Origin of the sequence: Sphingomonas sp. VDB2, from assembly GCF_047946695.1 — a bacterium.
GTDB lineage: Bacteria > Pseudomonadota > Alphaproteobacteria > Sphingomonadales > Sphingomonadaceae > Sphingobium > Sphingobium bisphenolicum.
Map to the genome: position 1 here is coordinate 1,166,038 of NZ_CP159615.1, position 12,146 is coordinate 1,178,183.

Consider the following 12,146-nt stretch of genomic DNA (forward strand, 5'->3'; position numbering starts at 1 on the left):
GTCATAAATTATCCTCGTCTGAAAATGGGTCTGAAAATGGGCTGGCGCCATTCCGCGCGGTCAGATCGTCAACATGTCCATCTTGCGATCGCCCGCTGGCTGCCCGCCTTCGCGTCTCGTCACGCCGAAATCCTCCTCGCGCGGGCTTCGCAGATCATGCCAGATACGGGAATTATGGCGCGGGATGGCGAGGATGACCTTCTTCTTTCCGTCGCTCCCCTTGTCGCGATAATAGCCATGGGCGCTGCCGCATTGGACCCAGGCCGATCGCGCGAGATTGGCGTCGACATCATCGACGAACGCCCTGGTGGCGGCAGGCGTCACGTCGAAGGAGGCGAGATGGTCATCGACCATCCATTGCAGCAGTTCGACGATGTAATGGACCTGCTGTTCGCTCACGACCGCATGGTTGGCGACCAGATAGCTGTACGGCGCGCCCATGAAGACGAAGTTGGGGAAGCCGGTGATCAACATGCCTTCATAGGAGAAGGGATGAGGATCGAAAGCATCCTTGAGCGTCCTGCCGTCGGTGCCGCGAATGTCGAATTGACGGCCGAAATGGAGGTTGTAGCCGGTCGCGAGCAGCAACGCGTCGCATTCGATGCGGGTGCCATCGGAGAGGATGACGGCATTGTCGTCGGCCTCGGCCAGTTCGCCGCGAACGATCGAGACATTCGGCTTCTTGATCGTGTCATAGAAGCCGCAATCCAGAATCGGACGCTTCGCGAAGACCGGGAAATTGGGCGTCAGCGATTCGACCATTTCCGGATCGTCGGGGAAATGGCTCCGTAGATAGCCCTCGGCGTACATCCGCATGCCATCGTTGATCGGACCGAAGCCGCCGGTCTTCGCGGCATAATCGTCATCCTTGATGACCATGCCGTGCATGTCCCCCATCTGGCTTTCCAGGCTCTGCAGCCGCTTCCAGTTCACGACGAACGGAATCTGCTCCATGGCGATCCGTTCGATTTCGTCGACGGATGCGTGGGCTTGCGGATTGGGGATGATATGCTCGGGCTGGCGCTGGACGACGACCAGTTCGTCTACCGTGTCGGCAATGGCGGTCGCCACCTGCACACCCGAGCAGCCGGTGCCCACCAGCACCACCTTTTTGCCTTCCAGATCGACGCTATGATCCCAGGCTGCCGAATGGATGACCGGTCCCTTGAAGACGTCGATATTCTTCACATTGGGGTAATTGGGATTATTGTTCGGGCCAACCGCCATGATGAGCACGTTGCATTCATGCGTCTCGGATTTGCCGTCGCGTACGGCCCTGACCGTCCAGATCTTGCGCGCCTCGTCCCATTCGGCGCCCTCTACCCATGTGCCGAAGCGGATGCGCTCACGCAAAGCGAATTTGTCGGTGACGCGTTCCAGATAGGACAGGAATTCGGGACCGCGCGGATAGAATTGGGTCCATGACGCATTGGGCGCGAACGAAAAGGAATAGACCCGGCTGGGTGTATCGACCGCAGCCCCCGGATAGGTGTTGGTAAGCCAGTTGCCGCCCACCTTGTCCATCGCTTCCAGGATAGTGTAGTCGAACCCTGCCTGCTGCAGCTTCACAGCGGCATTGATCCCCATCATTCCCGCTCCCACCACGATGACCTTGAAGTCCGCTGGCGGGATGTCCTTTGCGGCCCGGACGCGGGTGTCGGTCGTGAAACCGCCATGCTGGAAAGCGACGGCCATCGACATTTCCGGCAAATCCTTGCCCAACAGCAGCCGCGACATTTGGCGGAACATCGGCATGTCGATATGGGGCATGACCGCGGGCTTGCCCGCCTTCACCGCCACCCGCAGCGCATCACGAATTTCCGCGGCGATGACCGGATCAACCCGCTTCCGCAGATCATGTGCATTAATGTCCCGGAAGGCTTCGACGACCGTCTCCTGTCGGCCATCGAGCGCGTCCCAATAGTGATGCAGCAGCGTTCTATCGCCAGTGATCTGGATCAGGGACATGAGCGCCATGACGGGATCCAGAGCCTGAATCGCCGCCTCAGTCCCGGATTGCATCATCCTGTCGTCACTAGAATCTCGCCCCTGCATCCTTTGCCTCCCAAATGGTCGACATATCGCCGACTCGATATATATTAATTACAGTTATATGTGTAATTAGTCAATCTGCGTGAGGAATGACCTTGCCTTCGACGCAATGCTGATCGAAAGAGGATCGAAATGAGCGAAATACAGGCAAAAAGACGAGCTGGACGCCCCAAGGCGGACGAGGCTGAGCAAAAACGACAGCGCCTGATCGCCATGGCTTTGGAGGAATTCGCCCACATGGGGTTTCGCGCGGCATCGCTGCGGGACATTGCAGAAAAGGCTGAAGTTTCGAGCCGAACGCTCTATAATTATTATCCTGACAAACTTGCACTTTTCGAGGCTTGCCTCGATTATTCCGGTCGCCAGATCCAACCCGACCTGCCCCATTTGGAAGGTGATCTCCACAGCCGCCTGGTCACTTACGCAACGGAAATGCAACGGCAGCTATTTGCGCCCCTCAGCCTGCAGATCGCCAGGTTGATCTATCGCGAAGGCGGCGACTTTGACGAGCTACGCCAGATTTCTCGGATACAGTTCGAGCGTTATCAAGTCATGCCCGTAGTCAGCATCCTCGAAGGCGAAGGCATGGCGGAAGCAGCAAGCCACCCTATAGCCACGCAATTTGTTGTCATGGCTCTTGGAGAGTGGCAACGCAGGTTGCTTCTGGGCGGTGAGCCGATGACGGATGCCGAAATGAGAGCGCATGCCGATTTGGTCACCACGATATTTCTGAATGGGATCCACTCTACTCTATAAAGGCTGCTTCTTGATACTATTCGTTCTGGATTGAAGCGTGATCGCTATTGCCCTCTTTGGTCAAAACTCAATCACCCTGTTTAGTAGGCTTGGACGGCTTGATTCAATGGTTCCCTATCTGGATGGAAGCCCCTGCGATGTCCCGCTCGTCGTTCTGGTTGTCGGACTAAGCCGTAGCTGTGAAGCCGCACCTCCTGCGTGACCCTCCGGTCGCCGATGGTCAGCCCCCCGCCGCCTAATGACAAGGCTCGCGCGTTGGGGTTCCGCTATCGCCGCAAGGTCGGGTCCTTCATCGCTATAGACTCTTCACAGCTATCTAGAGGCCAATGCGATTTCCCAAAGGCCGGCGGGCGGCTTTGGGTTTTCAGCGTGCCGAAGCAGCAGTTGAACTCGGATGCTGGGGCTTCCTTGCATCGCTAGCGTCTTGCGTATGACAAGGCCTATCCCTAGCACCGAAATTATCGGGAAATCGCAAAGTCCTTCGAATGGCATGAAACCCGCCTTGGAATATGCAAATGAAACGCCAGAAAGCCGCCAGTCTCGCCGATCTTTCCATACTTGCCGGGGTATCCATATCCACTGTTTCCCGATCCCTGGCGGATAATCCTTTGGTTGCAAAGGCGACCAGAGACAGGATCAAACAGCTTGCCCGCGACCATGATTTTCAGATCAACGTCGCAGCGCGCAATTTTCGACTCAGGCGAACAGGTGCGATCGGCGTGGTGCTGCCGCTGGGTCACGAAACCGAACAGCATCTGACCGACCCGTTCTTCATGAGCCTGATAGCCTCTCTTGCCGACGCCCTGGCCGATCGCAGCCATGATCTACTGCTGTCGCGCGTCATTCCCTCGAACGATCGGTGGCTTCAGGCTTTCGTCGATTCCGGCAAGGTCGACGGCGTCATCATCGTCGGCCAATCGAACCAGATCGACGCAATCGAGCAAGTGTCCGCCACCTATGATCCTCTCGTCGTTTGGGGCGCTTCGGTCGCTGGCTACAACCAGATGACTGTCGGTTCGGATAATTTCGAAGGGGGGCGTCTGGCAGCCCAGCGCCTTCTGTCCACTGGCCGCAAAAGGCTGACCTTTTTGGGCAATCCGGACGTGCCGGAATTCGAAGCGCGATTCGCCGGGTTCAACCATGCCATTGCGCAGGAGAACGCGTCGCCGGGTTTCGTCTTGCCCACCCATGTAACCCCTGAAGCTTCTTATGCCGCGATCCGCGACTATATGCGCGATCATCCGACCCCCGACGGCATTTTCGCAGCGTCCGACGTTATCGCCTTGAGCGCCCTGCGCGCGATTGCCGATCATGGCCTGCGGGTGCCTGAAGACATTGCCGTCATCGGCTATGACGATGTCTTCATCGCCAGTCAGACCACTCCGTCGCTCACCACGATTCGACAGGATGTCGCGCTGGGCGCGCGCATGATGATCGACCTGTTGTTCCAGCGCATCGCCGGGAAAAAGACGGCATCCATCTCCCTGCCTCCCACGCTGGTGCTGCGCGCCTCCGCCTGATCGGCGGCGTTCCCCACACATCGACCATAGCAGCAAAATGCCATTGCTAACGTTTGCATTTCCTCTTGCAAACGTTTGTTGTTCGATATAGCAATGCTGCAACACATAAGACGACGAATTGGGGGACGATGGTGCGGGCGCTGCTTTTGACACGGGTTGCTTCATGGATGAAGCATCAGCGCGATGAGCGCAGCGGCGACGTCGCACGGATCGGCCAAAGCATGTTTCGCGTTCCCACCTGCACCATGACGAGCACTACGCCGGCGGCATGGCCCGCGCGGCGGAAGTCGGACCTTCGCCAGGGACTGCACGCCTTGGCGAAGGTCGTGACCTTCGGGCGTATCGCGGCATGAGCGGCACCATCATTCCAACGCGCTGGACAGCCCAAGACGTAATGCGCATCAAGGCGGCGCCTGAATCCTACGCGCCCCTCATCACGGCCCAGCCTCGCGTGATCGATAGTCTGGACCTGTGGGATTATTGGCCGGTTCAACACGCCGACGGCCATCTGGCGCAAATTGCAGGCGGGACACTGTTCATCTCCTTGTCCGCGCCGATCCTGCCCGACCCGGATGCCCGCCATGCCATGGCTCGCATGCGCCTACTGCATAATGTAGGCGCGAACTGGCATGATCTGGGTCCGGTGCTGCCCGATAGCCTGTCTCCCGGCAGCCGCGAATGGTCCGGCTCAGCGATCCTGTCGCCCGATGGCGTGACGATCACCCTTTATTACACCGTCGCGGGCATTCGGGACGAGGCGGAAATCAGCTTCGTCCAGAGGCTGTTCCAGACGAGCGCGCGCCTGTCGGTGGAGAAGGACAGCGTCATTTTGTCGCCCTGGGCGACGCCAAAGGAATGCGTCGCGCCCGACGACGTCCATTATAGCAGCGACATGACCGGCGGCGGCGCGATCGGGTCGATCAAGGCGTTTCGCGACCCCGCTTTCTTCCGCGATCCTGCCGACGGTGCGGAATATCTCCTCTTCGCCGGATCGCTTGCTCGATCCACATCCGCCTGGAACGGAGCCGTCGGCATCGCCCGGCGCATCGCGGAGGACGGTTGGCAGATCCTGCCGCCGTTGGTCGATGCCGACGGCCTCAACAACGAATTGGAGCGGCCGCATGTCATCGTCCGCAACGGCCTTTATTATCTCTTCTGGTCCACCCAGACCAAGGTATTCGCGCCGTCCGGCCCCGCTGGTCCGACGGGCCTATATGGCATGGTCGCCGACAGGCTATCTGGCCCGTGGCGCCCGTTGAACGGGTCAGGCCTTGTCTTCGGAAATCCGCCCGCCGCGCCTTATCAGGCCTATAGCTGGCTGGTCTTGCCGGACCTGCGCGTGCAGAGTTTCGTCGATCTGGTCGGGCTGACGGAGCCGCCCCGCGATGTCGCGCAAGCCCGCGCGCATTTCGGCGGCACTCCTGCGCCCGAACTACAGATCATGCTGGACGGAGAACACGCATGGCTGGCGTGACCGACAAAGCCCCCCTTATCGCCGGTGTGGAACTGGGCGGCACAAAATGCATCGCGACACTGGCGCGGGGCCGCACCATCCTGCACCAAAGCCGCTGGCCGACGCGGGGGCCGGAAACGCTTGACGATATCTCCGCCGCGCTGGACGGCTGGCGCAGGGGAGCGCCCTTTGCAGCGATCGGCATCGGCAGCTTCGGCCCGCTCTGCCTCGACCCCGCCGACGCGCATTTCGGGCATATGGAAAATACGCCCAAGCCCGGCTGGGCGGGCGTGGATGTCCATGGCCATTTCGCCAGTCGTTTCGCCATACCGGTGGGCATAGATACCGACGTGGCGGGCGCAGCGCTGGCGGAAGGCGCCTGGGGCGCTTCGACCGATTGCCCTGTCCACGTCTATGCGACCATCGGCACCGGCGTGGGGCTGGGCATCGTCGTCGGTGGCAAGGCCGTTCATGGCCGTCTTCATCCCGAAGCGGGCCATATGCGCATCCGCCGCACGCCGGGCGACACATTTGCAGGTGCATGTCCCGCTCATGGCGATTGCCTGGAGGGGCTGATCGGCGGCCCCGCGCTGGCCGCGCGCGCGAACCGCCCCCTGGCCGAGGTGCCGGACGACGATATTATATGGCAACAGGTCGCGGCGGAATTGGGCGAATGGGCCGCGATGCTCATCTTGTGCCTTTCGCCCCACCGTCTGGTGATCGGCGGCGGCGTTCTCGACCACCGCCCCGCCCTGCTCGACAACATCCGCGTCGCGGTCGCCGACAATCTGGGCGGCTATCTGGCGGGTCTGGACCTTGATGCCCTGCACGATCTGATCGTGCCACCGGGACTGGGGCGTGAGGCGGGACCGCTGGGCGCGATCGTCATCGGCCAGAACGCCCTGCGGGAGACGCCAGCATGATCCGCCACGCCAGCCATTGGTTCACGACCTCCGCCCTCGCCACGCTCATCGTCGCGTCCGCGCCGGTATCTGCGGCAAGCCCCGTTGCGCCCGACGCATCCGATGGCGGTCGATGCACTGCATTCGCCAACACATTGCGCGGTCATTGGCCCGACGCTTCCACCCGGGTCACCAGCGCCGACTTCGTGCCGCAAGGACCAGCGCCGAAACCGGACCCACGCGACTTCCAATATGACGCCACGCCGCTCAAGAGCCATTGCGACATTCGCGCAGTCATGGCCGAACGCAAGGGCGTGGACGGCCAAAGTTACGCCATCAAATTCCATCTGCGCTTGCCGCTCGACTGGAATGGTCGCTTCCTGTTTCAGGGCGGCGGCGGCACCAATGGCGAAATCGGCAATGCGCTCGGCGCAACGGCAGGCGTAGGCCTCGTCACCCCGGCCCTCGCCCAGGGCTATGCCGTGGTCAGCCAGGATTCCGGCCACGACAATGCCGTCAACAGCGATCCGGCCAAGGGCGGCGCGGTCGCCTTCGGCTTCGATCCGGAAGCGCGCCGCAACTATGCCTATGCCTCGCTCGACGCGGTGACCCAGGCCGCCAAGGCCGCCGTCACCACCTTCTACGGCAAAGCGCCGCGCTATTCATACTTTGCAGGCTGCTCCAAGGGCGGGCAGGAAGGCCTCGCGCTCGCCCATCGCTACCCCAATGCCTTCAACGGCATCGTCGCCGCCGCGCCGGGCATGTCCCTACCCCGCGCCGGTCTGGCCCAGACGTGGGACGCGCAGCATTTCGGGCGGCTGCTCAAGCCCGACGCCAAGGGCGTGCGCCCGTTCAGCCAGTTTGCCAGCCTCTACTCCCCCGCCCAGCTCGGCATCGTGCGCAGCGCTGTCCTGAAAGCCTGCGATGGGAAGGACGGGCTGGTCGACGGCCTCGTCATGCGCATCGATCAATGCACCAACGCCGATGTGCTGCCGGTCCTGCACAGCTTCACCTGCAAGGGCGACCAGAGCGGCCAGTGTCTGTCCCGCGCGCAGATCGACATATTGTCCAAGTCCTTGTCCGGCCCGCGCAAGCGCGACGGCACGGCCCTCTATGCCAGCTTTCCCTGGGACGGCGGCATCGGCGCGCCCGGCTGGGCCGTATGGAAACTGGGCCTCGCCAAGGAAGGCGTGCCCGCGCTCAACATATTGATCGGCGGGTCCGCCCTGCCGACCATCTTCCAGACGCCACCGACGCTCGCCTCGCCCGACCCACAAAAGCTTTTGCAATGGCAGATGGCCTATGATTTCGATCGAGATGCCGACGCCATCTATCGCACCGCCGCCCCCTTCAGCGAATCCGGCTGGGACATGATGTCCGCGCGTTCGCCCGACATCGACGCCTTCCGCGCCGCCGGTGGCAAGCTGATCGTCCCCCATGGCGCAGCCGATCCGGTCTTCACGCTGAACGACACGCTGCAATGGTATCGCGAAATGGATGCCCGCTATCATGGCGCGGCCTCCGACACCGCGCGCATCTTCCCCGTCCCCGGCATGAATCATTGTGAAGGCGGTCCCGCCACCGACCGCTATGACGCCTTCGCCGCGATGGTCGCCTGGGTCGAACAAGGCCGCGCACCCGATCGCCTCCATGGCGTCGCATCGGCCGCCAGCCCCTGGCCCGGCCGCACCCGCCCGATCTGCAAATATCCCGAATATGCCCGGTACAAGGGCAAGGGCGACATCGAGAGAGAGGATAGTTTCGAATGCGTAAGATGAGGTCGGGCCTATGCGCTCTAGCAGCCGTCGCGCTCCATGCCGTACTGCTGCCGATGCAGGCTTTCGCCGCCGACAATGGCCGCTGGGTGGCGAGTTGGGCGTCCAGCCCGTCCGTGCCGACCGAAAAACTCCCCTATGATTTCTGGCAGCCCGCGCCGGAAGTGCAGGGCACCATCCGCTACCATCTGCGCCTGAGCGCAGGCGGCACGAAATTACAGGTCCGCTTGTCCGGCGAAACCCAGCTACAGGACGTGACGATCGGCAGCGCGACCATCGCCCTTGCCGATGCGCAGGGTCGGATCGACGCCACCACCCTTCGCCCGCTGACCTTTTCCGGCGCACGCTCGGTGCGCCTGCCCATGGGCGCGCCTCTGCTGTCCGATCCGCTCGCGCTTTCCGTAAAGCCCGGCGCAGTCGCCATCGTCAGTGTCTATCTGCCCGTGAAGGTCACGCTGCCCCAGTCCGACCCCAATCATATCGCACAATGGGCCACCGGCGCCGACCAGACCGCATCGGTCACGCTGACCAACATGACCTCCGTCTCCGCCCGCGAAATCGTCTCCTCGGTCCTCGTCCAATCGGACCGGACGGCCCGCGCGATCGTCACCTTCGGCGACTCCATCACCGACGGCTTCGGTGCGAAGGATCCGCTGCTGCGCGGCTGGCCGGGCCAGTTGGCACGCCTGCTGACCGACAAGGGCATCGCCAATATCGGCATCGCCAATGCAGGCATCGGCGGCAACCGCGTCCTGCGCGACGAAGTCGGCCAGAGCGGCCTTGCTCGCTTCGACCGCGACGCGCTGGCCGTGCCGGGCGTCACCGACATCGTCCTGCTGGAAGGGATCAACGACCTTGGCCTCAGCGGCCTCAAAAACCCCCGCGCGCCAGGCAATCATCCCACGATCAGCGCCGATGACCTGATCGCAGGCTATCGTCAGCTGATCCAGCGTGCCCATGCCCGTGGGATCAAGGTGCATGGCGCGACGCTGACGCCGTTCCTGGGCTCCACCTTCCCTGGCTACGCCACGCCCGAAAAGGAAAAAATCCGTCAGGCCATCAACCAGTGGATCCGCACCAGCGGCGAATTTGACGGCGTGATCGATTTCGACGCGGTCGTGCGCGACCCATCCGCCCCCGACCATATCCTCGCCGCCTATGATTGCGGCGACAAACTCCATCCGTCCGACGCCGGCTATGCCGCCATGGCCAAGGCCGCGCGGGACCATTTCCGCTTCTGACATCGCCACAAAAACAATCGCCCGGATCAAGGGGATCAAGCCGTTCCGGGCAATCAAAGGGAGAGTATCATGAACAGACTGTCATTCCTTTTCGCCAGCGCCAGCATCGGTGCCAGCATCACGGCCCTGTCCTCCCCCGCCCTGGCGCAGGACACGACCGCGCCCGAAAACTATGCGGGCGACATCGTCGTCACCGCGCAGAAAACCTCCGAGAAGCTGTCCAAGGCGCCCGTCGCCGTCAGCGTCGTGACGCAGGACAGCCTCAACCGGCAAGGCGTGGATTCCGCCGCCGCGCTGACCAGCACCGTGCCCGGCCTGCAATCCAGCCAAAACGGCTTCGCCATTCGCGGCATCGGCTCCAACAACAGCTTCAGCGGCTATTCGACCGTCGCCACGCAGATCGACGGCATCTACGATCCGTCCGCCGCCGTCCTGACGCTTGGCCTGTTCGACCTTGGATCGGTGGAGGTGCTGCGCGGGCCGCAGGGCACCGTCTATGGCCGCAACGCGACCGCAGGCGTCGTCAACATCAACACCGCCGATCCGGGCAAGACGCTCGGCTTCAACGCCGACATCCAATATGGCCGCTTCAACGAAGTCCGCGCCCGCGCCGCCGTCGATCTGCCGATCAGCGACGCCTTCGCCCTGCGCGTCTCCGCCTATCGGCAGGTCGATGACGGGTTCGGCGACAAATATGCCGCGCGCCAGAATTACAACAAGACCGATCAGGCCGGCCTGCGCGTCAACTCCATCCTGCGTCTGGGCGACAGCCTGACCTGGCGCGTGTCGCTCAACTATGGGGAGAATAAGGGCACGATCCCGCTCACCTATATGCGCAGCCGCAACGTCTATCCCAACGCCAATATCCCAGCGGGCACCTTTGGCCCGATCCAGACGATCTACGACGAAACCGTCAACGCCGGGCAGGATCTCGTCACTGACAACCAGATGGACATAAAATATTACGCCGCCCGATCGCGTCTGACCTGGCAGGCGAGCGATACGCTGTCCTTCACTTACCTGGCCGGTTATTCGGTGCTGAAGAATAACGGCGTGGATTCCGCGACAGGCGTCTTCACGCAGCAAAATATCGACCGGCGCACCGAAACCCGGTCGCACGAACTCAATGCCAATTTCGATTCCGGCCCGTTCAATCTCGTGCTGGGCGGCTATCTCTATCAGGACAAGCAACCCTCCGGCACCCGCCTGCTCCATGCGGGCGACACCGCACCTGCCCCTTTCAACAGCATCTTCAACGCGGCCGGAATCTCCAAGGTCGTCGGCACCGGCAACAATATTTCGACCATCAGCGGCGTCGATGTCGTAACCTCCTACCGGGGTCAGGGTACCAAGTCGCAGGCCGTCTTCGGTCAGGGCACGTTCGAAATCGCGCCGGGCCTCAAGATACTGGGCGGCGTGCGTTCCACATGGGAACAGGTCAACCAGCGCAACATCGAACTGGTCTGCCCCGGCGACACGATCACGCTGGCGAACATCACGCCCACGACCTGCCCCGGCATCCCATTCGTCTATGCGCTGTCCGACGACACCAACCGGCCGGAAGCCAAATTCTCCAACGTCAGCTGGAAGGCCGGCGTGAATTATGAAGTAACCCCCGAAACGCTCGCCTATGCCAGCGTCGGCACCGGCTTCCGTGGCGGCGGTCTGGAAGCCAGCGGCAACGCTCCGCAATATCGCCAATATCAGCCGGAAACCGTAACCAATTACGAAGTCGGCGTCCGCAGCTCGCTGATGGGCGGCAAACTCTATCTGTCGGCCACCGCCTTCAACATGGACTATAAGGATCTTCAGGTTTCCAGCATTGTCCTTAACCCGCTCACCAATCAGGTGTCGGCGGTGACGACCAATGCCGCGACGGCCCGCCTGCGCGGCATCGAACTGGAAACCGTATTCCGGCCGACCCGCGCCGACCGGATCAGCGGCTATGTTTCCTATCTCGACGCGAAGATCCGTTCCTTCCCGAACGCATCGGACAATCTCAATTCGGCCAGCGGCAATTATAATGCGATTACGGCCGCTTTCGGCAACCAGCCGCTGCCCGGCACCGTCATTCGCGACGTATCCGGCAACGAACTGGCCAACGCCCCCAAATGGAGCGCCCGCGCCAGCTATGCGCATATCTTCGACTTGGGCGGCGCAGGCAGCCTGACGCCCAGCGTCGATTTCTTCGTCCAGTCGCGGACCTTCAGCGACATCCAAAATTATGCGCAGAGCCGCCGCGCATCCTATACCAAGACCGACCTCAACCTGCGCTACGAAACCGACAACGGGCAACTGTCGCTCACCGCCTTTGTCAACAATCTGGAAGACAAGCGGGTGCCCAATAATCTGGTGACGGTGTGGAGCAGCACCACCGCGAACTATGATCCGCCCCGCACCTATGGCGTGCGTCTGGGCATGCAGTTCTAATACGATAAGCATGGAGC

8 protein-coding genes are annotated in these 12,146 nt (G+C 62.0%); 7 read left to right on the top strand and 1 reads right to left on the bottom strand.

Going from position 1 to position 12,146, the window contains the following annotated elements; translation table 11 throughout:
* Positions 1-60: 60 nt before the first annotated feature.
* A complete protein-coding gene (locus tag ABT375_RS05820; protein ID WP_416464417.1) occupies positions 61-1,977 on the bottom strand; it encodes a flavin-containing monooxygenase in 1,917 nt (638 codons plus the stop codon).
* Positions 1,978-2,184: 207 nt separating this feature from the next.
* Here ABT375_RS05820 and ABT375_RS05825 point away from each other — a divergent pair, with 207 nt between their 5' ends.
* The 7 genes from ABT375_RS05825 to ABT375_RS05855 all read left to right on the top strand — a co-directional run bounded on the left by ABT375_RS05825 (position 2,185) and on the right by ABT375_RS05855 (position 12,129).
* On the top strand, positions 2,185-2,808 hold the full coding sequence (locus ABT375_RS05825; RefSeq protein WP_416464418.1) for a TetR/AcrR family transcriptional regulator: 624 nt from the start codon (positions 2,185-2,187) through the stop codon (positions 2,806-2,808).
* 509 nt (positions 2,809-3,317) lie between these two features.
* On the top strand, positions 3,318-4,328 hold the full coding sequence (locus ABT375_RS05830; RefSeq protein WP_416464419.1) for a LacI family DNA-binding transcriptional regulator: 1,011 nt from the start codon (positions 3,318-3,320) through the stop codon (positions 4,326-4,328).
* Positions 4,329-4,677: 349 nt separating this feature from the next.
* Positions 4,678-5,802 carry a glycoside hydrolase family 68 protein gene (locus ABT375_RS05835; protein ID WP_416464420.1) on the top strand — a complete coding sequence of 375 codons (1,125 nt, stop codon included), beginning with the start codon at positions 4,678-4,680 and terminating at the stop codon, positions 5,800-5,802.
* Complete coding sequence (locus ABT375_RS05840) at positions 5,790-6,704, top strand: ROK family protein (RefSeq protein WP_416464421.1); 915 nt, start codon at positions 5,790-5,792, stop codon at positions 6,702-6,704. The genes ABT375_RS05835 and ABT375_RS05840 overlap by 13 nt, the downstream gene beginning before the upstream one ends.
* Positions 6,701-8,461: a tannase/feruloyl esterase family alpha/beta hydrolase gene (locus ABT375_RS05845; protein ID WP_416464422.1), complete on the top strand. Its 1,761-nt coding sequence runs from the start codon at positions 6,701-6,703 to the stop codon at positions 8,459-8,461. The genes ABT375_RS05840 and ABT375_RS05845 overlap by 4 nt, the downstream gene beginning before the upstream one ends.
* The gene (locus ABT375_RS05850; protein WP_261934246.1) at positions 8,449-9,699 is read left to right on the top strand and encodes an SGNH/GDSL hydrolase family protein; all 1,251 of its coding nucleotides are present in this window, start codon (positions 8,449-8,451) and stop codon (positions 9,697-9,699) included. Before ABT375_RS05845 ends, ABT375_RS05850 begins: the two co-directional genes overlap by 13 nt.
* A gap of 69 nt (positions 9,700-9,768) precedes the next feature.
* On the top strand, positions 9,769-12,129 hold the full coding sequence (locus ABT375_RS05855; RefSeq protein WP_416464423.1) for a TonB-dependent receptor: 2,361 nt from the start codon (positions 9,769-9,771) through the stop codon (positions 12,127-12,129).
* Positions 12,130-12,146 lie beyond the last annotated feature (17 nt).

Excerpts from the sequence above, each read along its gene's own strand:
- ABT375_RS05825 (WP_416464418.1), top strand. The coding sequence starts at position 2,185 with ATGAGCGAAATACAGGCAAAAAGACGAGCTGGACGCCCCAAGGCGGAC.
- ABT375_RS05835 (WP_416464420.1), top strand. The coding sequence starts at position 4,678 with ATGAGCGGCACCATCATTCCAACGCGCTGGACAGCCCAAGACGTAATG.
- ABT375_RS05830 (WP_416464419.1), top strand. The coding sequence starts at position 3,318 with ATGCAAATGAAACGCCAGAAAGCCGCCAGTCTCGCCGATCTTTCCATA.
- ABT375_RS05845 (WP_416464422.1), top strand. The coding sequence starts at position 6,701 with ATGATCCGCCACGCCAGCCATTGGTTCACGACCTCCGCCCTCGCCACG.
- ABT375_RS05855 (WP_416464423.1), top strand. The coding sequence starts at position 9,769 with ATGAACAGACTGTCATTCCTTTTCGCCAGCGCCAGCATCGGTGCCAGC.
- ABT375_RS05820 (WP_416464417.1), bottom strand. The coding sequence starts at position 1,977 with ATGGCGCTCATGTCCCTGATCCAGATCACTGGCGATAGAACGCTGCTG.
- ABT375_RS05850 (WP_261934246.1), top strand. The coding sequence starts at position 8,449 with ATGCGTAAGATGAGGTCGGGCCTATGCGCTCTAGCAGCCGTCGCGCTC.
- ABT375_RS05840 (WP_416464421.1), top strand. The coding sequence starts at position 5,790 with ATGGCTGGCGTGACCGACAAAGCCCCCCTTATCGCCGGTGTGGAACTG.